This is a genomic window from Dendronalium sp. ChiSLP03b (genome assembly GCF_034531165.2).
Classification (GTDB): Bacteria; Cyanobacteriota; Cyanobacteriia; order Cyanobacteriales; family Nostocaceae; genus Dendronalium; species Dendronalium minutum.
This window is the reverse complement of record NZ_JAVRBR020000100.1, coordinates 1-24,674: the sequence shown is the minus strand read 5'-3', so window position 1 is coordinate 24,674 and position 24,674 is coordinate 1. Positions and strand designations below refer to the sequence as shown.

At 40.6% G+C, this 24,674-nt stretch carries 22 protein-coding genes and 3 pseudogenes; 14 read left to right on the top strand and 11 right to left on the bottom strand.

Features of this window, described 5'->3' with window-relative positions; genetic code table 11:
• Nucleotides 1-424 precede the first annotated feature (424 nt).
• From RMY31_RS23325 to RMY31_RS23305, 5 genes and pseudogenes are all read left to right on the top strand, one after another.
• Nucleotides 425-583 (top strand): annotated as a pseudogene (locus tag RMY31_RS23325) (CHASE2 domain-containing protein); the annotation flags it as partial.
• Between the two features lie 18 nt (nt 584-601).
• Complete coding sequence (locus tag RMY31_RS23320; protein WP_409878222.1) at nt 602-1,834, top strand: sensor histidine kinase; 1,233 nt, start codon at nt 602-604, stop codon at nt 1,832-1,834.
• Nucleotides 1,831-3,153, top strand: a complete 1,323-nt coding sequence (locus tag RMY31_RS23315) for a response regulator (RefSeq protein WP_409878216.1) — start codon at nt 1,831-1,833, stop codon at nt 3,151-3,153. Before RMY31_RS23320 ends, RMY31_RS23315 begins: the two co-directional genes overlap by 4 nt.
• A 630-nt stretch (nt 3,154-3,783) precedes the next feature.
• Nucleotides 3,784-5,640: an SUMF1/EgtB/PvdO family nonheme iron enzyme gene (locus RMY31_RS23310; protein WP_409878215.1), complete on the top strand. Its 1,857-nt coding sequence runs from the start codon at nt 3,784-3,786 to the stop codon at nt 5,638-5,640.
• 625 nt (nt 5,641-6,265) lie between these two features.
• Nucleotides 6,266-6,940 carry a hypothetical protein gene (locus RMY31_RS23305; protein WP_409878214.1) on the top strand — a complete coding sequence of 225 codons (675 nt, stop codon included), beginning with the start codon at nt 6,266-6,268 and terminating at the stop codon, nt 6,938-6,940.
• Nucleotides 6,941-7,247: 307 nt separating this feature from the next.
• Here RMY31_RS23305 and RMY31_RS23300 read toward each other — a convergent pair whose 3' ends face one another.
• The 5 genes from RMY31_RS23300 to RMY31_RS23280 form a co-directional block, all read right to left on the bottom strand.
• Entirely contained in the window at nt 7,248-8,417 is a 1,170-nt protein-coding gene (locus RMY31_RS23300; RefSeq protein WP_322666847.1) for a hypothetical protein, read from the bottom strand.
• A gap of 252 nt (nt 8,418-8,669) precedes the next feature.
• Complete coding sequence (locus RMY31_RS23295; protein ID WP_322666846.1) at nt 8,670-8,798, bottom strand: hypothetical protein; 129 nt, start codon at nt 8,796-8,798, stop codon at nt 8,670-8,672.
• Between the two features lie 45 nt (nt 8,799-8,843).
• Nucleotides 8,844-9,095, bottom strand: coding sequence for a hypothetical protein (locus tag RMY31_RS23290; protein ID WP_322666844.1), 252 nt, complete (start codon nt 9,093-9,095; stop codon nt 8,844-8,846).
• 485 nt (nt 9,096-9,580) lie between these two features.
• Nucleotides 9,581-9,820 (bottom strand): toll/interleukin-1 receptor domain-containing protein, encoded by a 240-nt coding sequence (locus tag RMY31_RS23285; RefSeq protein ID WP_322666842.1) that lies wholly within the window; start codon nt 9,818-9,820, stop codon nt 9,581-9,583.
• Between the two features lie 3 nt (nt 9,821-9,823).
• Nucleotides 9,824-10,000 (bottom strand): hypothetical protein, encoded by a 177-nt coding sequence (locus tag RMY31_RS23280; protein ID WP_322666840.1) that lies wholly within the window; start codon nt 9,998-10,000, stop codon nt 9,824-9,826.
• A 35-nt stretch (nt 10,001-10,035) separates the two neighbouring features.
• On the opposite strand from RMY31_RS23280, the gene fdhD reads away from it, so the two are divergent.
• Nucleotides 10,036-10,875 (top strand): formate dehydrogenase accessory sulfurtransferase FdhD, encoded by an 840-nt coding sequence (gene fdhD, locus RMY31_RS23275; protein WP_322666838.1) that lies wholly within the window; start codon nt 10,036-10,038, stop codon nt 10,873-10,875.
• A 289-nt stretch (nt 10,876-11,164) separates the two neighbouring features.
• Here fdhD and RMY31_RS23270 read toward each other — a convergent pair whose 3' ends face one another.
• Nucleotides 11,165-11,392 carry a hypothetical protein gene (locus RMY31_RS23270; protein ID WP_322666853.1) on the bottom strand — a complete coding sequence of 76 codons (228 nt, stop codon included), beginning with the start codon at nt 11,390-11,392 and terminating at the stop codon, nt 11,165-11,167.
• On the opposite strand from RMY31_RS23270, the gene RMY31_RS23265 reads away from it, so the two are divergent.
• Entirely contained in the window at nt 11,382-11,540 is a 159-nt protein-coding gene (locus RMY31_RS23265; RefSeq protein ID WP_322666836.1) for a hypothetical protein, read from the top strand. The two genes, RMY31_RS23270 and RMY31_RS23265, sit on opposite strands and share 11 nt — an antisense overlap.
• A 300-nt stretch (nt 11,541-11,840) precedes the next feature.
• On the opposite strand, the gene hpsU is transcribed toward RMY31_RS23265, so the two are convergent.
• Both hpsU and RMY31_RS23255 read right to left on the bottom strand, forming a co-directional pair.
• Nucleotides 11,841-12,404 carry a hormogonium polysaccharide biosynthesis acetyltransferase HpsU gene (gene hpsU, locus RMY31_RS23260; protein ID WP_322666834.1) on the bottom strand — a complete coding sequence of 188 codons (564 nt, stop codon included), beginning with the start codon at nt 12,402-12,404 and terminating at the stop codon, nt 11,841-11,843.
• Nucleotides 12,405-12,630: 226 nt separating this feature from the next.
• Nucleotides 12,631-12,797 (bottom strand): annotated as a pseudogene (locus RMY31_RS23255) (ATP-binding protein); the annotation flags it as partial.
• A 98-nt stretch (nt 12,798-12,895) separates the two neighbouring features.
• On the opposite strand from RMY31_RS23255, the gene RMY31_RS23250 reads away from it, so the two are divergent.
• From RMY31_RS23250 to RMY31_RS23240, 3 genes are all read left to right on the top strand, one after another.
• A complete protein-coding gene (locus RMY31_RS23250) occupies nt 12,896-13,087 on the top strand; it encodes a heavy-metal-associated domain-containing protein (RefSeq protein WP_322666849.1) in 192 nt (63 codons plus the stop codon).
• Between the two features lie 35 nt (nt 13,088-13,122).
• A complete protein-coding gene (locus RMY31_RS23245) occupies nt 13,123-15,390 on the top strand; it encodes a heavy metal translocating P-type ATPase (RefSeq protein WP_322666832.1) in 2,268 nt (755 codons plus the stop codon).
• A 142-nt stretch (nt 15,391-15,532) separates the two neighbouring features.
• Nucleotides 15,533-16,477 carry a cupredoxin domain-containing protein gene (locus RMY31_RS23240; protein ID WP_322666830.1) on the top strand — a complete coding sequence of 315 codons (945 nt, stop codon included), beginning with the start codon at nt 15,533-15,535 and terminating at the stop codon, nt 16,475-16,477.
• Between the two features lie 110 nt (nt 16,478-16,587).
• On the opposite strand, the gene RMY31_RS23235 is transcribed toward RMY31_RS23240, so the two are convergent.
• Complete coding sequence (locus tag RMY31_RS23235) at nt 16,588-18,693, bottom strand: acylase (protein WP_322666828.1); 2,106 nt, start codon at nt 18,691-18,693, stop codon at nt 16,588-16,590.
• Nucleotides 18,694-19,028: 335 nt separating this feature from the next.
• Between RMY31_RS23235 and RMY31_RS23230 the strand changes: the two genes are divergently transcribed.
• The 4 genes from RMY31_RS23230 to RMY31_RS23215 all read left to right on the top strand — a co-directional run bounded on the left by RMY31_RS23230 (nt 19,029) and on the right by RMY31_RS23215 (nt 22,684).
• Nucleotides 19,029-20,060, top strand: a complete 1,032-nt coding sequence (locus RMY31_RS23230; RefSeq protein WP_322666826.1) for an iron ABC transporter permease — start codon at nt 19,029-19,031, stop codon at nt 20,058-20,060.
• The gene (locus RMY31_RS23225) at nt 20,057-21,097 is read left to right on the top strand and encodes an iron ABC transporter permease (RefSeq protein WP_322666824.1); all 1,041 of its coding nucleotides are present in this window, start codon (nt 20,057-20,059) and stop codon (nt 21,095-21,097) included. Before RMY31_RS23230 ends, RMY31_RS23225 begins: the two co-directional genes overlap by 4 nt.
• Before the next feature lie 5 nt (nt 21,098-21,102).
• Nucleotides 21,103-21,906, top strand: a complete 804-nt coding sequence (locus tag RMY31_RS23220) for an ABC transporter ATP-binding protein (RefSeq protein WP_322666822.1) — start codon at nt 21,103-21,105, stop codon at nt 21,904-21,906.
• Nucleotides 21,907-21,970: 64 nt separating this feature from the next.
• Nucleotides 21,971-22,684 carry a hypothetical protein gene (locus RMY31_RS23215; RefSeq protein WP_322666820.1) on the top strand — a complete coding sequence of 238 codons (714 nt, stop codon included), beginning with the start codon at nt 21,971-21,973 and terminating at the stop codon, nt 22,682-22,684.
• Between the two features lie 100 nt (nt 22,685-22,784).
• On the opposite strand, the gene RMY31_RS23210 is transcribed toward RMY31_RS23215, so the two are convergent.
• A complete protein-coding gene (locus tag RMY31_RS23210) occupies nt 22,785-23,918 on the bottom strand; it encodes an iron-siderophore ABC transporter substrate-binding protein (RefSeq protein ID WP_409878213.1) in 1,134 nt (377 codons plus the stop codon).
• A gap of 99 nt (nt 23,919-24,017) precedes the next feature.
• A pseudogene (locus RMY31_RS23205) lies at nt 24,018-24,467 on the bottom strand (TonB-dependent siderophore receptor); the annotation flags it as partial.
• Nucleotides 24,468-24,674 lie beyond the last annotated feature (207 nt).

Below are 24,674 nucleotides of genomic sequence, written 5' to 3'. Positions count from 1 at the left end.
ATCTTTAAAACCCTGACTATATAAAGGTCGTATTCAAATTTAGATTCTCTTTAAAAGCAGTTTTAGCTCTGCTGCCATTTTATTATTGAAAGTCTAGCCTCAGAAGGTTTTCAGGCGAAGAATCAAAACCGCAATGTCAATTGATTTTAATTGATAAAGACTACCGTGATAGCACTGATGTCACTTAATCAATAACACCATGTAAAATAATGGTGCTTTAGGGTTAAAAATAATACTAACAAATTTATATTTTCATCTTTGCAAGTAAGTTATTTAAAAAAATTGATTTTTATATAAAATACTTGCTATTCAAAATAGTGTTATTAATTAATTACTAGTAAAAGCTCTACGTGGTCTAGATTAACAGACCTGCTTTTTTAATTGGCACAATAGTTAAGTGTATCAATGACTTGACTTATTTCAGGTTGGTTATCATAACACTTTGCAGGATCGTGGCAAACAGATGGCTGGATTAGTAGTTCATGCGAATTTAATCAGCCAAATTTTAATGACGGTAATTGATGGACAACCTCTGACGAAAGGGTGGTTTTCGCAAGGAGAGTGGCTATGGTTTTTTTGTGGATCTTTGATTAGCAGTTGTATGACTTGGCAACTGCTACAAATTAACTCCAGCAACAAGCAGTCGCAACTAGAAAAAGCTAATCAGCAACTACAGGAGTATTCTCAAACTCTAGAGCAAAAAGCTAGCGATAACTACACTCAGTACTATGTCCTACATACCCAAGAACTGGAAGCTGTCAAAATAGCTGCTGATATTGCTAACCAAGCTAAACGAGCGTTTTTAGCAAACATGAGTCATGAACTGCGTACACCCTTGAATGGCATTTTGGGTTACGCACAAATCCTGCAACATTCCCAAACTTTAACTCAATTAGAACTTGAAGGTGTTAACATCATTCATCAATGTGGTTCCCACTTATTAACTTTAATCAACGATATTTTAGATTTCTCTACACTTGAAGCTCAGAAACTGGAACTGCACAAGAGCGATTTCCATTTCCCTTCCTTTTTAAGGAGCATAGTGGAAATGTGTCGTATTGGTACATCCCAAAAAAATATTTCGTTTATTTATCATGCAGATTCCCAGCTTCCTAATGGCATTCATGCAGATGAAAAACGTTTGCGACAAGTTTTAATTCATTTACTTGGAAATGCAATTAAATTTACCGATAGCGGCAAAGTAGCTTTTAAAGTAAAAATTTTGGAAACTCAAAATTCGGATGTAGAGAGCGAACAAAATATTATCCAAATTAGATTTCAAGTTGAAGATACCGGAGCAGGCATAACATCCGAACAATTAGAAAAGATTTTTTTGCCCTTTGAGCAGGTATGTGACAAACAAAAACAAGTAGAAGGAATTGGGCTAGGATTAGCCATTAGCTGCAAAATTGCTGAGTTAATGGGAAGTGAAATCAAAGTCGAAAGCAATTTGGGATTTGGCAGTAAATTTTGGCTAGACCTGGATTTAGAAATCGCTAGTAATTGGATACAAACTTCACCATATGAAAGCACAAAGATTGTTCCACTTAAAGACAAAGACCCAAAAATTCTGATTGTAGATGACCAATGGCATTGTTCGACATCTCATATTCCAAATTTTGATTTTGTTGTACCAGTAGAGACTGAACTGGAAAAGTTGTTAGATTTGGCGATGAGGGGGAATATTAAAGGTATAAAAATAGCATTAGATGAATTGGAACAACTAGATGAGAGATTTTTTGCATTTATCACAGAAGTTCGACAACTAGCTGATGAATTTGAAGCAAAAAAAATTCGTGAATTTATCAAATATTTTAAGGGGCGAACTCAATGAATGAAACATATTTTGAAAATGCCATCATCTTGATCGTAGATGATAATAAGACAAATTTACAATTAATCTCTACAGCGATCGCTAATTCCAGATGGGAAATTTTGGTAGCTACTGATGGCGAAAGTGCGCTGGAACAAGCAGCATATGCCCAACCTCATCTGATTTTATTAGATGTTATGATGCCGGGAATCGATGGGTTTGAAACTTGTCAAAGACTTAAGGCAAACGAACTGACCCAAGATATTCCTATTATTTTTATGACATCCTTATCTGACACAACTGATAAAGTCAAAGGTCTTTCTATCGGAGCCGTTGATTACATCACTAAACCTTTTCAGACAGAAGAATTTTTAGCGAGAATTAACGTGCATTTAAAGCTGCGTTTTTTGACCAAACAATTAGCACAGCAGAAGCTAGAACTAGAACAGCGAGTGCAGGAACGTACAGCAGAACTTTCTCAAGCACTACATGAATTAAAACAATCTCAACTCCAACTAGTACAAAGTGAAAAAATGTCTGCTCTCGGTCAGTTAGTTGCTGGTGTAGCTCATGAAATTAATAATCCTGTTGGTTTCATCAAGGGTAACTTAAACTACATATCTCAATATACATCTAACTTGATTCAGCATTTACAACTTTATCGCTACTACTATTCAAATCCGGTATCCGAGATTAAAATCCATGCTCAAACAATTGACTTAGATGAAATGATTCAAGATGTGCCAAGAGTGCTATCATCAATGGGTTTAGGTGTTGAGCGCATTTGTGAAATTAGTCATAGTTTGCGAACTTTTTCTCGTTCTGACAACTCTACTAAAGTAGCTATTGACATTCATCAAGGGATTGAAAGCACGTTGATGATTCTCAAGCATCGATTGAAAGTAAATAATCCACGTCAGCCTATTAAAATTATTAAAAACTATAATGATTTACCTGATGTAGAATGTTATCCTGGTCCAATTAATCAGGTATTTATGAATATTATTGCTAATGCTATTGATGCTTTAGATGAATCTCTGAATATTCCTGAAAATCTAGATACAGAGCAATATTTCAAAGAAATCATCATTTCTACACAGTTAAATTACACAAATCAAGGTGTGATTATTTCAATTAAAGATAATGGTAACGGCATGGAGCCAGAGGTACAAAAACATATATTTGAACAATTTTTTACTACTAAAGCTGTGGGTAAAGGAACGGGCTTGGGATTATCTATTAGTCGGCAAATTATAGAAGAAAAGCATTTAGGAAAACTTAACTGTATTTCTGCATTAGGAAAAGGCACAGAATTTATCATAGAACTTCCTATAAAGTAGTAGTAATATTAAGAACATCCAATTTGGAATTATGCATCTTAATACACACAAAATTTCCGATCGAGTAGAAGAAAACTTTTATACTTAACTAAAACTATAAATTTAATATTCAGCAATTACATAATTTATTTCTTGAGAGGGATGAATTTGAATACTATTTAGCTAGATTGGTGTTTGAAAATACCTAATAAATAGCAAAACGAGGTAATCAGGTTATTTTTGTATCAGCTAGTTTAGAGTCTTCACTTAATTCATGAAGACTAATACTATGGAGATACGCTTGACAAAGTCAATAGCTTAGTCTTATTATTTCTTGTTGTAATAGATATCTGTTTAATCGCATGTACTATTACTTAAAAAGTACCAGTAAGCTACAAATAAATAAAAGTTCTTCATCTGTAGTTTTTCATATTAGATATATACACAGATGAAAGATATAACGAATTTATTTATCTAGTGCAGCGTGGCAGCAATAAGTGAAATAACTATCAGTTGAAAAAGGATATTAAGTTGACTATACAAGCAATATTCCTTCTGTATTCAACAGAACTGCTTTCTTGCACTAGATATCTATTTTCAATTTGACAATATTAGGGCTAACTTGGGACAAGATGCTATTTTCTCTTCATTATGCAAATCTGCCAAAATCCCAATTGCTCAAATCCATTCAACCCCGACGGTAATAGATTTTGCATCAGTTGTGGACAAAGCAGCTTTGGCAAACTTCTGAGAAACCGTTACCGCGTATTGAGGCTATTAGGTGAAGGCGGATTTAGCAGAACCTATGCAGCCGAAGACGCAGATAGATTGGATGCTCCTTGTGTTATTAAGCAATTCTTCCCTCAAGTTCAAGGAACAGTACAACGCACCAAAGCAGCAGAATTCTTTAAAGAAGAGGCATTTCGGTTGTATGAATTGGGAGAAAATCATACCCAAATACCTAGATTACTAGCTTACTTTGAACAAGGTTTAAGTTTGTATCTTGTCCAAGAATTTATTCAAGGACTAACTCTCTTACAAGAAGTTCAACAACAACCTTTTAGCGAAGAACAAATCCGCCAGCTTTTAATTGATATATTGCCAGTTCTCGAATTCGTTCACTCTCGTAATGTTATCCATCGGGATATCAAACCAGAAAATATCATCCGCCGAGCAACTGACGGCAAACCAGTATTAATTGACTTTGGTGGTGCAAAACAGGTAACACAAACTAGTTTAGCCAGACAAGCTACGGTTATTTATACCATCGGTTATGCCCCAACCGAACAAATGGCTGGATTTGCTTGTCATGCCAGTGATTTATATGCCTTAGGTGTAACTTGCGTGCGTCTTTTGACTCAATGTTTGCCTTTACAAGATGCTTACGGGCAAATTAATGATGGTCTTTATGATGCCATGAATGGTAAATGGTTGTGGCAAGAGCATTTACAGAAAAAAACTATTACTATTAGTGATGAATTAGGCAAAATTTTGGATAAGTTACTAAAACATTTGCCTAGCGAAAGATATCAATCAGCAGCAGATGTTTTAAATGACTTGAAGTCAAAAAATTCTACTGTCGAACCACAAATTATAGAAACTACCCAACATACATTAATACAATTACCGCTACCACAAAAAGTCAATCTTCCATTACCTCCCTTACAAACCTTTGAATTTGAAGTAGTTACAGTAGATACAGCTGGTCGAGAGGTAAGCCGCGATCGCCCCAGTGCTAAATTTTTTATAGAAGAATTGAGTAAAGGTATCACGATAGAAATGGTCTCTATTCCTGGTGGTACATTTATGATGGGTTCACCAGAGTCTGAAGGAGATGCTGACGAACGTCCCCAACATCAAGTTACAATCAAACCTTTTTTTATGGGAAAATTTCCCGTAACTCAAGCACAGTGGAGAGCAGTAGCGGGTTTACCCAAAGTCAAACAAGCCTTAAATCCCAACCCCTCCAAATTTAAAGGTCAGAATCGACCAGTGGAAAATGTGTCTTGGCACGAAGCTGTAGAATTTTGCCTGAGACTTTCACAAAAAACCGGACGCGAATATCGTTTACCCAGTGAAGCGGAATGGGAATATGCTTGTCGCGCTGGAACAATTACATCTTTCCACTTTGGCGAAACAGTTACCCCTGATTTAGTAACTTGTAGCGACAGCGATACTTACTCTAGTGAAGCCAAAACTAGATATCGTAAAGAAACAACCGATGTCGGTAGTTTTCAGGTAGCGAATACCTTTGGATTGTATGACATGCACGGGTTAGTTTGGGAATGGTGTGCTGACCCTTGGCATAACAATTATTATGGCGCACCAACAGATGGAACAGTATGGGAAGTTGGCGGTGATATTTATCGTCGAGTACTACGCGGTGGTTCTTGGAGTTTTAGTGCAGAACTTTGTCGCAGCGCCAGTCGTAGCTGGAACGAGTCAGATGGTGGACTAAGAGTATGTGGCTTTCGGGTTGTTTTGTCTTCAGTATGGGATGCTGAGTAAACCGGAAAGTTCAGATTCTCGACTTGTTAAATTAAGTTGAATCTTGTTGTTGAGATGCCAATTTCCGATGGACTAGAGATTGAATAACATCTTTTAGAAAACTGATACTAAGGCAACAGAACAGAACCACCTTGTCATCGTAGCGATCGCAATAAATTGGCAGCAGTCATATCAGAGAAATTCATTAGATTTCTAGGCAGCGGTTGAACCTCCAGTTATAGACAGTGACTGTTATTGAGCAATTGTTACTGAATTTTGTATAGAGCAATACATGCCTATAATCCTTCTTCGGAAGGTAGGCATGTACTTAGCTATTTTTTAAGCTTGTACCCATAGCACATTATTGGGGGAACGACTAAGGCTCCTCAGTCGTTCCTATTCCTTAATAATTGGTTAGTCATTTTTAAATGATTCCTCACAGGCGATCGTGCAAACGGTAGCAGAAGCTATGCCCATCGAGCGACAATGAGCAGCGGATTGATAATTTACAATGCAAAATGATTTAACTAATTGATAGTTTTATCCTGGCTGCCTGATAAAAGTTCTAGCGTCAACTGGCAAACACCAGATACTCAATTAATTAATTCTGTCTTTGAAATAATTTTATGCACACCAGCTGAAGATTATGACTCTTAAACTTGCATTGTGGTTATTGTGGGCTGGATTTATCGCCTATATTTTGTTGTTAGCGCCGCCCCTGCACTTAGATGAAACGCTAACGCTGTTAAAAAATATATTTACTCTTGAGTGGGCTGCTATCAATCCAATTATCCTTTGTTTATTTTCTCTAGTGGATATTTGGCTATTAATTTATAGTGGTTTATTGTTCATTGATGGCAGAATGCAATGGATTCCTTTTTGGCCTTTTGCCATAGCATCAGTGGGTTCAGGTGTACTTGGTCTTTTGCCATATTTGGCTTTTCGCGAACCTAATCAACAATTTTCTGGACAAAAGGATGCTTTTTTGAATCTGCTGGATTCTCGCCTTTACGGCATCGTTTTGACTTTAAGCACAGTTATCTTGCTTGTCTATGGTTTTGCCTTTGGTGATTGGGGAGATTATGTGCAGCAGTTCCAAAGCGATCGCTTTATCAATGGCATGAGCTTGGCATTTTGCCTGTTCTATTTTTTATTTCCTACTGTTGTTGGTGATGATATGGCTCGTCGTCGTTTCCCTAATGCTCAGGTATTTTTAGCAGTGGTGTTTGTTCCCTTGCTCGGTTCTCTTGCTTATCTTTGCCTGCGCCCGCCATTAGTATTATCAACTATTCGCGAACAATCATTAATAGCTAATCGGTAAGCTCAATTGGGTTGAGTAGATGGTTTGATTTGTTGAAATTTGTATAAGTAGAAAGGCGCAAATAAACCGAACTATGTAACGATAAGTAAAGTTAACTCAAACCCTCTTCCCTTCTGCCTTGCTTTAACGATAAATCTTCACGCCGGCCTACTTAGGGTTGGCGAAGCTGTCATCAAGTGCAAACGCGCACAGTTTAGTTTAAAGAATCTGTAAAATTTTACTTTGATTCTTGAGATTAAAAGTAGTAATTGAAGAAGAATTCAGCTATTCTGAATTCTTCTTAGCAGGCAACATTGCTCACACTATTTCAGCTAGCGCTTGCTTTTGTTAGTAATTTAGAATCCCAAGTATAAAGTCCTTTTTCTTCAGGCACTCTTGAGAATCGCCCTGTGCGATGTCCCCGCGATAATTCATTCAGCACTTTGGGTTTAACTTCTCTAACATCTGATATATCAAGTTCTCCATATAATTCTTCGATAATTTCTGCCACATTGAAAACTTTTTTTGGGTTTTGTTGCAACAAAGAGGTGAGCGCATCAATCAAAAATTGCCCTTCAAATTCTCCAAGCATTGGAATAAGATTGGTTTTTGCAACTGGGTCAGGTTTCTTGTTTTGATTTTTGCTTTGCTTAGAAGAACTACTATTACGATTGGAGTTAAGTAATTTTAAGTCCAGCGTATAACATCCAGGTTTGCCAGGAATAGTAAACCACTTACCACTTTCTCTGCCACGAGTAAGTGTTGAATGAACTCTGCCTTTAACTACTTTAAAAACATCTGGTTTCAACTCCCCATAAAGCGATCGCACGATAAAATCAATGTGACACATAGTTCCAGCATGTTTTTGCAATACCTTTTGGATTGCTTCGGTGCGGTTTAGAGATTGATACTCGCTATTCATTGGAATCTCTGACCACTTAAGCAATTTATCTGGAGCTTGTTCGGGTGTGTCAGTGTCCGTAGATTCTGAAAATGATTCATTTATTTCTAAATCATTTGTTTGTCCAACTTCGGAACCGACAGGCTGTACCAAATCCACTTGGGGTTCAGTAATGCTATCGCTGTTTACGAACAACGAATTTTCTGATTCAGCAGCGGTAACTACTTCACCCGCCACTAACGGTATATCGATGTTTTGAGACGTTCTAGATGAATTATCTATCTCTAAATCATTTGTCTGTTCAATTTCAGAGTCAGTCGGCTCTCCCAATTTGACTTGAGTCTCAGTGATGCGTAAGTTTTCAAAGGCAGAAGCAGTCACTACCTCATTCATCATCTCATCTGTTGACAGGTTGCCGTTAAGCTGGGAGTTAGAAGACCAATTAGATAGCAATGCTTCTACATGATTGAGATTTGCTAAAGCTTGTGTGTATAATTTCTCGTAATTTTCTACTAGAGGAGCATAGTAATCTCGTAATTCTAACAGTGGAGCAAGAAAGGTTTCAGGAGGAGACTGTAATTGCGATTGACTATCCATAAACTTTTAAACCAAAACCGCTATCGCTTTTAGCAGCATTACATTTTTGTTATCGATTACTAGTAAAACTAACATATCACATCTGCTGCTAGCTCAAAATGTACAACATGAGACAATGAATACACCGATAATAGCTTTTAATCGTACCAACTGACTAGAGAAAACACTTATGATAAGTGCAAGTTTTCTCATTATTCAAAATCAACTCAAGATGCTTCTGAAATAACTATTCACAAGCACCTTGTTTGATGTTTATCTAACATTTGTGACGGACACAGAACCAATCGGTTCTTCAATCACATTCGTTGCTGGGGTGACTGGGTGCTGGCAATACTTTTCAAGCTTAATAGCTTTACTCGATGCCAAATTTTGGTGAGCCATTTGATGCCCATTTTTTGTTCATGTATTCTGACTTGTGGTTCTTCCTTATTGAGATAGGTCTACGTCACTCTTATAAGTCATGGGTCTGGGCAGTGCTTTTTTCTTGGGAGGTACTGAAGACTTCTTCGGTGGTTGTGGCGCACGGCATTGCTCACAGTACAGTGGTCTTGGGCCAAAAGTCTCGCGTTGTGTCGGTTGCTCGCACTGCTTACAGACAAAGTTAAAAATCCGAGTGTGAATCTCTCGCTTGTGCGCTCTAACAGTGTATTCTTTGACGTTGATTACCTTACTTGGCATTGTTTACATTAATAGGGGTGAATTGGTTGGACACTGTTGCCTACCAATTTGAATCTTAGCTTTTATCACGGCAGCTGCAAGTATCTATATAGAACTAATTACATCCTTTCTAGAACAACAAATTGTATAAGTGGCTACGCCAAAACAACAGTGAAGTATGTTCTGACTAAAATTTGTAGCCAAATGCTTTTTCTACATACTCTATAACAGCTTTAAGTTTCAAACAAATAATCAATAGGTAAAAGCACAATACTCGTTACACAATTGGGCTTTTTATCGCTTCGCGTCAAACGAGTGAAAACTAGAAAAATTCAGAAGCAATCAAATTGAATTAAAATCCACACTCACCTTGGTTATTGAAATCATCTTCTAGACAATTGTTACACTCATTATTTCTGACTTCATCAACGGATTTTTCATGTTATCAGATGATAGCGCTTAAATATGCACTATATGACTAAAATTTCGCATCTACACGTCAACATTTAGAATAGGGTAAGCTCATCTAAGTTGGTACAGTATGAACTTGACAAATCAAAAAAGATAAGGAGAAATGAACGTGTAAAAAACTCTAATGAAGCCTGCCAATAACGACCAGGGGGTGATTCCCAAATATCTAACCAGGGTTTTATTTCACATTGCTTGAGTTGTTCAGCAACTTCTATGACCGCAGGTTTATCCTTACTATTGTGGCAAAGGAAAACATTGAACTCAAACTGTTCCATTGTTTACTCCTCTAAGCCTGCAATGATTACCAACTTATGTGCGTACTGTTCTAAACAAGGCAACCAAGTAGTTTGAAATTCTGTTGGGTCAGCTTCCCAAGACATCAAACCAATGCCAAAAGTCAGGTTAACAGATACAGTTTTGAAGAAAGCGCGATCGCACAGAGGTATAGAGACCAATTGTGACTAATTGTTTGTGATTATTATAGTAATTAATGAAAATACCTATTAAAAGCAAAATTAAAGCGCAAGTTTGGGTAGTCGAAAATGGCAAAAAGCGTCTTCGACAAGACTATCTCACCACTGAAGAACCTTTAGAAATTCGCCTTGTCTCCCAAGCTCGCACAGTAGCCGTTACGATGCGAACACCAGGAGCAGATTTTGAATTAGCTGCTGGTTTTCTTTACAGCGAAGGAGTAATTAACTGTAGGGAAGATATCCAACACATCAGCTATTGTGTGGATGAATCAGTAGACGGTGAGCAGCGATACAACATTGTAAATGTAGAACTACGACAGGGTTTGATTCCAGATTTACAGCCTTTGGAACGCCACTTCTACACCAATAGCGCCTGCGGTGTTTGTGGTAAAGCTAGCCTTGAAGGTTTACGTTTGCGGGGATATCCCGAAATTCCCCCTAACTTAATGGTGACATCTGAAATCATTTACAGCCTACCCGATCTGCTGCGGGCGGCTCAAGGTATCTTCACTGCTACGGGAGGTTTGCACGCTGCGGCTGTCTTCGATACTCAAGGGCAATTGTTGAACTTGCAAGAGGATGTAGGACGGCATAATGCCCTGGATAAATTGATCGGTACAGCTTTGCTCAGTGAAGAATTGCCTTTAAATAATCATATTCTCATGGTAAGCGGACGCTCCAGTTTTGAAATTTTGCAAAAATCTACCGCTGCTGGGATTCCCATTGTCTGTTCTGTTTCTGCCCCTAGCAGTTTGGCAGTGTCTGTAGCTCAAGAATTTGGGATTACTTTAATTGGGTTCCTGCGTGGCGAACGGTTCAATATCTACAGTGGATTAGAAAGAATTGATACTAAGTAGAAAGACTTAATTAAATAAAAGCTTGTAGTAAAGGCTTTAGCCCTTGAAACCCTTGACCAGAGCGATAAATCGCTTACTACAAACAGAAGTTAGCTTAGACAGCAATGTTGCATCCGAAAGTCGCTACAACAGAATAAAGCTTGCGATCGCCTCTAGAATCTGTGCCATCTACGGATTTTTGCAGAATTTGGAATTTTGAACACTTCGGCAAAGGGTGATTGCTCCAAAATGGCAGGTGTTGTCTGCTAGTTCATCCTATGGGAAAATTGGCAGAGAACGTTGGATTTATTCAGCCGCGCCATTGTGATTTCGGAAATGGTAAATAATCTGAGGGATATCCACTAAAAGTAGAATTGTTATCGTCAATAATCAATTTGATGTTGAGATTTTTGGCTACAGCTAAACGTGCGGCTTCAGCATTATTTCCTTCTTGCTGTGAACCATCCGATCCCAGACAGAATACTACTTGTTGAGGATTGGCGATCGCTTTCAACGACAGTGCCTTAGTGACCTGCATTAGTAAGGACTTTGGCTATGAACAGGTTTTCAGCAAACCAATCTCTACATTTGCTCAGTCTGGAGATATTTTGTTTGCAATTAGCAGTTCTGGACAATCAGAAAACATCCTTGCTGGTGTTCGCCAAGCAATGAATTTGTTACGATAGGTAATTACATCACCAATCAATGAATTCAATTTGAAAGCGAAGTTTGTAGTAGTCAATTAATTGCTCGTAGGACAACTCCAAGTCACTAGAAAACAAAATCACATGAGAGTGAGCTTAGGTTTTGAGGTTGATTTTGAGCCTGGTAAGCCTGTACTGATAAAGGGGTTTTGCCATCCAACCCCAGAGCAATCAACTTCGCCTTTGCTTGGATTGGAGATAGAGTTGCGATCGCTTGACGATATTTGCTGACTTTGACCAGCGATGGCTCCTGATGACTTCAGTCATCAGTCAATCTTTTTTCTATTTTCCCAGCCTTGAATATTTGGGACGACAAGGGCTTCCCAAGCAAACCTGACCGGAAGGCATGTGAGTAAAAACACTACTGCGAGCGCCAATTACTGCATTAGCCCCAATTTCTACTCCTGGACCGACGAAACAGTCTGCTGCTACCCACACTCCATTACCTATAGTGATACTCGCTGTTTTCAACCCAAAAGCAGGGTCTTGGATATCATGGCTACCAGTACATAAATAACTTTTCTGAGAAATTATGCACTGTTCGCCGATGCGAATCTCATCTAGGCTGTATAAAACTACGTCATCGCCAATCCAACTGTAGTCGCCAATGGTGACTTTCCAAGGGTATGTGAAGCGGGCAGTGGGTCTAATCAATACGCCTTTGCCAATACGAGCGCCAAACAACCGCAGCAAAGCACAACGCAGAATATTTAGCGGTTGAGGAGTGAGGGGAAAGGCGATCGCTTGCATCAACCACCAAAGTAAAATATACCAACCAGGTCGTCCCCGATCAAACCAGGATTGGTCATACTTGCGTAAATCTACGAAAGGTTCGTCATTAATCATTAGTTATACCAATTTGAAAAAAGAATGCGACAGATGGTAAATATAACAGAGATAGCATTCACTTAAAGGAGTTAAGCCAATTGGTGAGTGGCTGAGAACCTGGAAAATTTGCCAATTAAGACTACTCAACTTCTTGCTCAATTGACTCCTGAAATTGCTGCTTTCCTAACTGGCTATGACTTTATCTTGAATGCTCTATCTGTCGCAAACATTTTTAGAAATGGGATCATTTTTCCTTAGGTAATTGAACTGTAAAAATACTACCTTTACCCAATTCACTTTGTACGTTTAATTTGCCTTGATGTGCATGAATAATAGCCTGAAAATGGCTAATCCCAAACCAGAACCACCGTTGCGACGAGAGCGATCGCTACTCACCCGATAAAAGCGATCGCGACTGTCCTTTCAAAAAATTTCTCTCCTCCCCTTGACTCTCCAGTTTACTGGAGAGTTCACAATGTAATTAGTTGAGCAAATCAAGGATTAAAACTATGATTCAGTTAACAGTTCCTAACATGGCTTGTTCTGCTTGCGGCGAGACTATCACAAAAGCCATCCAAGCAGTTGACACCACAGCTAAGGTTGAGGCCGATCCGAAAACGAAGCTAGTCAGCGTCGAAACCCAGGCATCTGAAACCGAAGTTAAGGAAGCGATTATAGCAGCGGGCTATTCAATTGCATAAAAACTAATACAAGTACTTACTAAGAAGTCAGAAGAATGGAAAAAGCCACACTGAAACTGCGCGGCATGAGTTGCGCCTCTTGTGCTAGAAGTATCGAAGAAGCAATTAGTTCTGTCCCAGGTGTGAATGAATGTAGTGTGAACTTTGGGACAGAACAGGCAACGGTTGAGTATGACCCCAGAGCAACTGATGTACTAGCCATCCAAGATGCAGTGGATACAGCAGGTTACTCTGCCTATCCACTCCAAGAACAAAACCTGATGGCAGGAGAAGATGATGCCGAGAAAACGGCTCGTTTGCGAGAATCTCGTTATCTACTGCGGAAAGTGATTGTGGCTGGGGTCATAGGTGCTGTATTGGTAATTGGGTCGTTACCCATGATGCTGGGATTGAATTTGCCTTTTATTCCGACATGGTTGCATAATTCTTGGGTACAGCTGGTGCTGACAACCCCAGTACTGTTTTGGTGCGGTGCCGATTTCTTCAAAAATGCCTGGAAAGCTGTGAAACGACACGCTGCCACAATGGATACTCTAGTTGCTTTAGGCACAGGAGCAGCATACGTATATTCTCTGTTCGCCACACTTTTCCCCAGTTTCTTTGTGGCTCAAGGATTAAAGCCAGATGTATATTATGAAGCAGCAGTTGTAATTATTGCTTTAATTCTTTTGGGACGGTGGCTAGAAAACCGCGCCAAGGGACAAACCTCAGAAGCAATTCGTAAACTGGTTGGTTTGCAAGCGAAAACAGCACGTTTAATTCGTAATGGACGAGAAATTGATGTGCTGATTGAACAGGTACAGATTGACGATGTGGTACTTGTTCGTCCTGGTGAGAAAATTCCTGTTGATGGAGAAGTAGTTGAGGGGACATCCACAGTTGATGAAGCGATGGTAACAGGTGAAAGTCTAGCAGTCAAAAAGCAACCTGGGGATGAAGTGATTGGAGCCACCATCAACAAAACTGGGAGCTTCAAGTTCCGGGCGACACGAGTAGGGAAGGATACAGTGCTGGCGCAGATTGTCCAACTAGTGCAGCAAGCCCAAGGTTCTAAAGCTCCGATTCAACGGTTGGCAGACCAAGTTACTGGCTGGTTTGTCCCGGCGGTGATTGCGATCGCTCTTCTCACCTTTATCATTTGGTACAACATCATGGGCAACGTGACCCTAGCGCTGATTACTACAGTTGGGGTATTAATTATTGCTTGTCCTTGTGCTTTGGGTTTAGCCACACCAACTTCTGTAATGGTAGGCACGGGTAAAGGTGCAGAAAATGGCATTCTCATTAAGGGAGCCGAAAGTTTAGAACTGGCACACAAGATTCAAACAATAGTACTAGACAAAACAGGCACAATTACCCAAGGTAAACCAACAGTTACAGATTTTGTCACAGTTAATGGCACTCGCAATAGTAACGAAATCAAGCTGATACAACTAGCTGCATCTGTGGAGCAAAATTCCGAACATCCACTTGCAGAAGCAGTTGTCAGATATGCTCAATCTCAAGTAGAGACGCGATTAATCGCGTCTGTCAAAGATTTTGAAGCCCTGGCTGGTAGTGGCGTTCAAGGTATCGTTGACAATCGCCTTGTACAAATTGGTACGCAACGCTGGATGGAAGAGTTGGGCATCGAGACTCAATCTCTACAAAACGACAAAGAACGCTTAGAATACTTAAGTAAAACCGCGGTTTGGCTGGCAGTAGACGGAGAAATTAAAGGATTGATGGGTATTTCTGATGCTATCAAACCTACTTCTACCCAAGCGGTAAGAGCGTTGCAAAAACTTGGTTTAGAAGTCGTGATGCTCACAGGCGACAACAGTCGTACCGCAGAAAGTATTGCTCGTGAGGTTGGTATCAAACGTGTCTTGGCAGAAGTCCGTCCCGACCAAAAAGCAGCCACAGTGCAAGCACTGCAAACAGAAGGCAAAATTGTCGCAATGGTCGGTGATGGGATTAATGATGCACCAGCTTTGGCTCAAGCTGATGTCGGTATAGCAATTGGCACAGGTACAGATGTGGCGATCGCCGCCAGTGATATCACGCTGATCTCTGGTGATTTGCAAGGCATCGTTACTGCCATTCAACTCAGCCGCGCTACGATTCACAACATTCGGCAAAACCTATTCTTTGCCTTCATATACAATGTTGCTGGCATTCCAATTGCTGCTGGTATTCTCTTCCCGATCTTCGGTTGGTTACTTAACCCCATTATCGCGGGTGCAGCAATGGCATTTAGCTCGGTTTCTGTAGTCAGCAATGCGTTACGGTTACGGAACTTTCAACCTAAAACACTTGGCTAGAGGAAATGATGATGCTCAATTAAAGTGATATTTTTCGGCAGTTTAGCAGAATTCAGATTTCTGCTGGGGGTGATTTCGGGGTCAATTCCAGAGGCTTTAGCGTAGCTTGTCGCACAGTTGCATTCCCATAAGAGGTTTTTCAATGAATAAAACAGCAATCATCGGTAGTATCGCAAGTCTAGGAATTGTGTTGGGACTTGCTTCTGGTAAAGCAGCCGCACAAATATCGCATGAAACCCACTCATCTCAAACAGAGCTAACAAGTCAATTTCAACGCATTGACCTGCCGTTAGGAAACAAAGTTGCAGTTACGCTTGGTGGATTAGGGCTAATTGGCTTAGAACTTTGGTGGTTCTTGCTCAGTAAGCCCAAGTCCCAGAAGGCAGTTGCAGCAGGCGAGGGTATCCAAGAAGTAACCGTGACCGTTGACGGTGGATATGAGCCAAGCCGTATCGTGGTGCAAGCGCTTAAGCCCGTGCGGCTTTTGTTTGACCGCAAAGATCCTAGTAGTTGCTTGGAGCAGGTGCTAATTCCAGACTTTCATATTGCCGTAGATTTACCACTCAATCAAGCGACCGCTGTGGAATTTACACCCAAACAAGTCGGAAATTATATTTTTACCTGTGGCATGAACATGTTTCGTGGTGAAATTCGAGCCGAAGCTTCAGTCACTCAATCTACAGCTTCAAAGAAGCAGGAAACGATGGCAGAACCTCAATCCAAATCCTCAACTTCGATTCATCAAAATAAAGCAACCGTAGAACTTCCATCTTTGCAATCGACAGTAGAGCAAGGAATTCAGAAAGTCACTATCAAAGTGGATAAGGGCTATACACCAAATCGTGTTGTTGTGAAAGCAGGGCAAAGAGTTCAACTCAACTTTCTGCGCCAGAATCCCAGTGATTGTCTTGCAGAAGTGTTAATCCCTGATTTTGGGATTGCTGCCGAGTTACCACTCAATAAATTGACATCTATTGAGTTTACACCTGAAAAAACAGGTGAATATGCTTTTAGCTGTGGTATGAATATGTTTCATGGTGCGATCGCAGTACAAGCAGCAGATACTAGTTATATCGTGTCTGATTAAAGACTTATCATTAAGTCCGCAGAGGTGCACAGAGGAGGGTTTTCTGGGCTTTCTGCATAGATTTGGGAATTATAACTAGTCGATCTTTCATTGCTGTCTCCTCATAATCTTCAGAATACTTTGCGTTCTTCTAGGTGGGCAAGAATATCTGAGCGCGATCGCCAACAAGGACGCAACTTTTTGTTGGCAAACATCTGTAACTGGTCGCTAATGTGGCGCGATTCCGGTTGAGTTGCATTACCGTAGCTAGTTAGTACCTGCGCTCGTACTGGATGAGAAAATTCAATCGCAGCAACATAGGAATCACCTGCAACCGCTTGGAACTGACCGTTTCCTTCAGGAGCAAAATCAAGTGCGCGAAAAATTCCTAGGTTACCGTCTCCACCATTGGCAGGCAAATCCACATTACCCAACTTTAACCGAAAAACTTTTCCCCACGAAACATCAAGTGCCCCATAAGTCTTTTGTACCTGTGCTGCTACCGCTTCGAGTGTTGCCACTGCAACTTTGGGATTAGCCAAGCCATCGGGTGTGGTGCGTGGAGATTTTTCACTCCAAGGTTTACTGAACATGCGATCCCAGTCCATCTGTTTTACCCAAGAGGCACATAGTACCGCCCCTCGACTATCTGCATTGGCTTGGCGATCCCAGGCTTCGAGAACGTCGGCTGCTTTTTGCCCTAATTCCTGGCCATACTTGCGTACAGCGGGGATTAAATCATCCAAAATTCGATCCGCTAGTTCCATGCGAGTAGAGTGCTTATCTGCAATCATTTCATCAAAAGAGATTTTGTCATCCTCAGCCAACATCCTCACAGAACGTTGCGATCGGAAATCCATGAAGCGAGGTGCTATGTAAGGCGGGTAGCGATCTGGATTAATGGCGGTCGGAAATGTAGTTGTCCAAGGCGGGTCATTTGTATTTTGCAACCAGCCACTCTTGGGGTCAACTACGCGCGGTAAATCCTGGTAAGGATGAATTTTTGTCCATAAGGTCTTGGATGTATTGCCTGGGATTATGCCTTGCCAGTATTTAAAATCGCCAAAAGAACGCACCGGAACTTGACCGTTGAATAGGTGCATAATATGCCCTTGTTTATCTGCATACATTACCGTAAACATCGATAGTTGTAGGCGCTTGAGTGCGGTTTCAAACTGATTGAGGTTTTGAGAACGTGCCATATCCCACCACTGCTGAAGTACACCTGGTCGGTCTAGGCCTGCAACTCTCAGTGCCAAGGCTTTACCATTTTTCTCAACTACCACAGGCCCGTGGACAGAATTTTTCACTACTAACGGTTGTTCTTGCAACGAGCCATCTTTGCGCTTCACCTTCAAAAACAAGGTTTTTGTCTCGAAGTTACGAACTTTGTCATCAAAGCGATAACCTTCATCTGCTAGTGTGAGTTCGTATAAGTCCCAACCATCATAGGTGTCAACGGTGTGAGTCCAACCTAAGTTGTTGTTAAAGGCGATCGCCAATACAGGAATACCTACAAGTGTGGCTCCGTAAGCGTCGATTCCCGGTGCAGTAATTTGAGCTTCGTACCACAGAAATAAATCTGACCACGGTAAGTGTGGATTTGCTAACAACATTGCCTTCCCACTAGCAGAATGACTTGGTGCGATCGCCCAACCATTAGATCCTGCTTGCAACTTTTGTTTGCTCAACTCTAATACTTGCTCTGGATTGACCACAAAGGTGAAATTGAGTACCCGATGTAGGTGAGCCATCACATCTTCCGGCTTGATTGGTAACACCATCTCCACTTCATCGTTTATCAACTTAGGATTTTGGGAAGCATAAGCATTGATCCCAGCTGCAAAAGCATCAAGATAACTGCGAAAATTTGAACTCTGTGCGTTGTACCAGGAATTGGCGCGTTCTGGAATTCCGGTCGTCAATACCCATCGGTCTGACTCTGTGTATTCCTCTCCCCAGTATTCGGCTGCGCGTCCTCGTGCTTGACCATAAAGACGCAAAAGCAAATCTCCGTGACTTTGCATTTGCGACCAACCGAAGGCATAAAATGCACTCTGGTTATCTTTTCCGTAGATGTGCGGTACACCATAGGTATCCCATAATATCTCTGTGGATTTTGTTGGTACGGCTATAGTGTGACTTCCTACAAACAAAACCATTATCAAACTAAGTATTAAGGGTAAAACCTGTATTGATTTTCTTTTGTAAACCCTGAGTAAAATATCAATCCTCATTCACACCACCATGTGCAGATGTAACGCCTGGTGACTGAAACTGCTATTAATGACAACGCATCCTAGCGATCGCAAGTGGCTCTGATAAAGCAGATTCAGGTCGATCTAAACAATACCACTTTATTGAGAATAAATATCAAAGCTCAAACTGTATCTTTTATTCCTTTTAAAAATCTGAGAATAGTTATAAAATCTGCATAATAATGTAATGTATATATAAATTTATCAAGAAAGATTATCAATTTAATGATTATAAAACTGTTAAATATTGAGAGTGCCAATTAAAATAAACAACTAACCAGTAGAGTGTAATATTTTCAAGTGACAGCAAGATAATGATAAAACCAAGCACGGTGTCACCTAAAGGATTCAAAAAGCCACAAGTATCAACTTTATTTGGTCTCGTTCTAGGACTGTGTATCTTGCTAATTTGTTTGGTGTACAGTGTCACTTTGGGTGCAACAGACATTCCTCTAGGTAAGATTTTGACATCTTTTATGGCTTTTGATGGTTCTTACGAACACTTAGTGATTCAAACAGTGAGATTGCCGCGATCGCTCATTGCGATCTTTGTAGGAGGAGCTTTAGCAGTATCCGGAGCCTTAATGCAAGGTTTGACACGCAACCCCTTAGCAGATCCAGGAATTTTGGGTATTGAGTCAGGAGCAGCACTGGCTGTAGTTGCAACAATTTTTGTTTTTGGCACTTCTGACTTGAGTGTTTTAACCATTGTGGCTTTTTTGGGTGCAGGAGCCACAGCAATGTTAGTCTACTTCCTTGGTTCTCTCGGACGAGGAGGCACTACCCCACTGAATCTAACAATAGCAGGCGCGGCACTCGCGGCTCTCATTTCTTCCCTCACCACTGCTATCCTTATCGTCAGTCAACGAACGTTAGAAGAAATTAGATTTTGGTTAGCTGGTTCATTGGCTGGACGCGATGTCAATATGTTCTTGCAAGCATTGCCTTTTATCGTCATTGGATTAGGCGTTGCCTTTGCTCTTGGTAGACAAATTACTACCATGAGTCTTGGTGAAGATGTAGCTAGAGGCTTGGGTCAACAGACAGCTTGGGTGAAAATCATCACAGCCATCAGCGTTGTTTTACTGGCGGGAAGTTCAGTATCGCTTGCAGGGCCAATCGGCTTTATTGGCTTAGTCGTTCCCCACGTGGTGAAATTTTTCATCAAAGCTGATTACCGTTGGATTTTGCCTTACTCCGCAGTTGTAGGCGCAACTTTACTCCTGGTTGCAGATATTGCCGCCCGTGTATTACTCAAACCGCAGGAATTACCTGTAGGTGTGATGACAGCGCTGGTTGGCGCTCCCTTTTTTGTGTACCTAGCTAAGTCAAAGGTGAAAAAATGAAGCTTGATTGGCTAGTCATTCGTTTCGAGGCAATATCTTTCCGGCTTGACCGACGCGTACCACTGATGCTGTTATGTTTGGCAGTAGTGATTGTGGTGGCAATGGTAATGAATCTGGGTAGAGGTGAATATCCCATCTCGCCCTTTGATATTGTCAAAACTGTATTGGGTATAGATACAGGCAACCCAGACCATGCCTTTGTGATTTCTAATCTGCGCCTACCCCGCACCCTTGTCGCTTTTATGGTAGGAGTGGCACTGGCAATTTCTGGTACTATCTTTCAAGGTCTAACACGCAATCCGCTAGCAGACCCTGGTATTATCGGCATCAATACTGGAGCAAGTTTAGCAGCAGTTTTAGTAATTATCCTATTTCCATCAGCACCGATTTACACCTTACCTGTTTCAGCTTTTGCTGGTGCTTTATTGATGGCTGTTTTAATTTACTCACTGGCTTGGAACAATGGAAGTTCGCCGATTCTATTTATCTTGATGGGTGTGGGCTTATCCGCGATCGCTAGTGCGCTCACCAGCTTGATGATTACCTTTGGGGAAATTAGTGATGTTAGTAATGCTTTAGTTTGGTTAGCTGGCAGTGTCTACGGACGTACCTGGGAACAAGTGTTTTCCTTTTTACCCTGGTTGCTCATTTTTGTCCCGATGGCGTTGATACAAGCAAGACATTTAAACGCTCTTAATTTAGGAGACGATGTTGCCAAAGGTCTAGGTACTCGTGTGGAATGGGAGCGTGGTTTACTCGTACTGGTGGGTGTAGCCTTAGCAGGTGCAGGAGTTGCTACTGCGGGAATGATTGGCTTTGTTGGATTAATTGCACCTCATCTAGGACGACAGTTGGTAGGTACAAATCATCAAGGGTTAATTCTTACCTCGGCACTATTGGGCGGAGTGATTGTTGTGAGTGCAGACTTGCTAGGAAGAACGCTGTTTGCACCTATCGAACTTCCTTGTGGGGTGGTAACTGCTACTATCGGCGCTCCTTATTTTCTTTTTTTACTAATTCGTAACCGTAAAAAATAAAGCTTATGAAAGGATTATTAACTCAAGATCTGTCTTTAGCTTACGATGGTACGCTGATTATTCGTGACTTGAATTTGGCAATTCCCACGGAACAGATTAGCGCTTTAGTTGGTGCTAATGGTTGCGGTAAGTCAACTTTGTTACGAGGTATGGCAAGACTGCTGAAACCACGTACTGGTACGGTATATCTTGATGGAGAGTCTATTTTGAGACTTTCCACTAAAGAAGTGGCTCAACAGTTGGGCATTTTGCCCCAAGGGCCAGTTGCACCGGAAGGGTTAACAGTCAGAGACTTGGTAGCACAAGGACGCTACCCCTATCAAAATTGGTTACAACAGTGGTCAGCCAAAGATGAAACAATCGTGCAACAAGCGCTGTTGATTACAAATTTACTGGAGTTGGCAGATAGAGCATTAGATACTTTGTCTGGTGGACAACGACAGCGAGCTTGGATTGCGATGGCACTAGCGCAGGATACGGATATTTTACTTTTGGATGAGCCAACTACTTTCTTGGATTTGGCACATCAAATAGAAGTTTTGGATTTGTTGTATGAATTGAACCAAAGTCAGGGAAGGACGATTGTAATGGTATTACATGACTTGAATCAGGCGTGCCGTTATGCTGATTATCTAGTTGCTGTCAAAGATGGTCGGATTTTTGCGGCTGGGGAACCAAAGCTATTAATGACCCAGGAGATGGTACAGGAGGTTTTTGAGTTGGAGTGTCGTATTATTCCTGACCCAATTTTGGGAACGCCAATGTGTGTGCCAATCGGACGTAAGGGAAAATTGCAAATTAAAATTTAATCAGGTTGCAGGTTGTTTGATTTTGAATTATGTAACTCAAAATTCAAGGATAGGAAAAAGCAGTATGAATATTGGTGTATTTGTTAGTGCTTTAAGCAGCGCCAGTGTAGAGTTTATCGAAACAGCAGCAATTGCTTATGCGATCGCTAGTTCTGGGTACCCACGAGAAGCGAGTTTAGGGGTAATTGCAGGTTTGTCTGCTGTTAGTGTAGCAGCGATACTATTAGGAACTCAATTACAAGCTATTCCCCTAGAATTACTGCAAATTGTTATTGGCTTGTTGCTACTATGGTTCGGTTTCGGGTGGGTAAAAAAGTCGGTTTGGCGACAAGTTGAAGGTAAACGCGCTGGATGGGTTAGCGATCCGCTCACCTCTGAAGGGATTGTTTTAAAAACAGAAAATACTGGCTTCAACTTCTTAAACTTTATTTTAATGACTAAAAGCGCTGCTCTTGAAGCGTTAGAAGTAGCCATTGTTATCATCACTCTTGGTTTAGCATCAGGTGCTTGGAATGAATCTTTATCAGGAGGTGTTTTAGCGTTTTTATTAACAACTGCTTTAGTAACTTTGCTACATGGACAATTGCTTCAAGTTCCAGAAATCTTAATTAAGCTAAGTGCAGGGATCATACTCATGGCATTTGGTACTTTTTGGATAGGTGAGGGATTAGATTTCAAATGGTTCTTTGGAGAACTAACGCTTTTGATATTTATAATTTTTTATGGAACGATTAGTTTTCTAGTGATTCGTTGGTTGCAAACCAAACAACCTACATAACCTGAGTTCGGGATAAACAGGAATTGAGTTATCATTTCTTTCATGAGCTTTTTTCCACGTAAAAGCTATACTAATTAAGTAGTATAGTCTTTTTTCTTCTTCAGTTTTGTTTAAGCCCCGCTAAGTATTTGAAGAGGTCATCAATTATTCTATTAGCTCCAATAGGGCCTCCGACAGTCCAATTTACCTTGTATACTTGTTTATTTTGAACAGCCTTAAGTGTTGACCAAATAGGCTTTTGCAAGAAAGATAAAGACTCAGGATTTGCTTGTTTAAAATCCTTATTCAAGAGTTCTGTCATAATAAATAAAATATCGGCATCGGATTCGGGTAAAACTTCAATGCTTAATGTTAACTGAGGTTCTTTTTGATTTTTTTGGATTAATCTTAAACCTACGTCGCTCATGATTTGACCAAAAGCGAGAAAGTCCGGTCTGTAGGTATAGAAAACATCTGCTGAACCTGCAAGGTAAATCACAGATATTGTTCTTGTTTTTAGTTGTTGTCCTAATTGTTGCTGCAATTTTTGGATTCGATCTTGGTACTGAGTTAGAAGTTTCTCTGCGCGATCGCTTTTTCCCAACACCTGGGCTACATATCGTAGTCTTTCTTTAAAGTCATACATACTGGGAAAATCGATCAGTACTGTAGGGGCAATTTTGGAAAGGAGTCCATAAGAATTCTTGACCCATGTTAACCCCAAAATTAAATCTGGTTTTAAACTAAGGATTTTTTCGAGGGAAGGTTGACTGCCAATACTGCCCACAACTGGAATGTCAGCAACTAACTGACTGGGTATACCCCGAAAATTTTCCTCACAGTCAAGACAAGACACGACACCAACTGGCTTTACACGCAGTGCCATTACAGAATCGAGAATCAGATTTTCTTCTAATACAACAACTCGCTGCGGTTTAAGTGGAATTTCAACTTGACCTAAAGCATGGTTAATAACTCTTGTTTCGATTGGTGTTCGCACAGCAGTTGAACTTGTTTGCTTTTTCTCTAGCTGCAATCTATCGTTTTGGCAAGCTGCGATCGCTAAAATAGCAACTATTGTCAGCAAGAATGGTAACAATTTGTATTTGCTAGAAATTCGTCGAGGTTTCCATAAGACACGCAAGCTGGAAAAAATAGTATGGACAACCCAAACAAATTTAGCAAAAGTCAAAAGGCAAACAGCTTTAACGATAACTAACAATGCTGTAATTATACTAATGGCTTTCTTTGTCATTGCGAAGAATGTTTTTTTAACTAACATTTGGTAGGTTGTCCAGAAGACTTATGTTGCGTTCAAGCAAATTCCTCAGCCGATTGCCCACACAAGAGTGAGTTAAAATTCCCAACCTATGGAACCGATGATTGTAAAGGGCGCACCCGCTCTCACAAACGTTCTTAATCCCTGGCTGGAACTGTAATATTCCGTATCAAATAGGTTGCGGATATTGATAGCAGCCTTCAAACCATCTCTACGGTAGAAAATTGCCGCATCGGTACGGAAGTAATCGGGTAATTCAAACGAGTTCTCTAAATCTCCCGTCCGCGCACATACATAAAATAGCCCCAAACCAAATCCCAAACCCTTCAAATCGCCATTTTGGATTTCATAGGTTGTCCAGAGGCTAGCTTGATTCTCTGGTACATTCGTTAATCTATTGCCAACAGGAATGGAGTTATCCTCGGTGACTTCTGCATCGGTATAAGCATAAGAAGCGCTCACCTTCCACCCTGGCAAAATCTCGCCTATAATATCCAACTCAATGCCCCGACTCCTTTGTTCCCCCAGGGCGAACGCATCTAAATATAGTACAAGAATACTAAATGCAGAAAAAAAGTAGTGATAGTGGGTGACATATAAGTAAGCATTCAAACTTTGATGGTAGAGTCATTGTAAAAGTAGTACTATTGCCCTACTTCGTGTGAAACTCAAGCCCAAAATTACTATTGCTGACCACTTCGCACAAATGTCAGACCCACGAATAGATCGTAC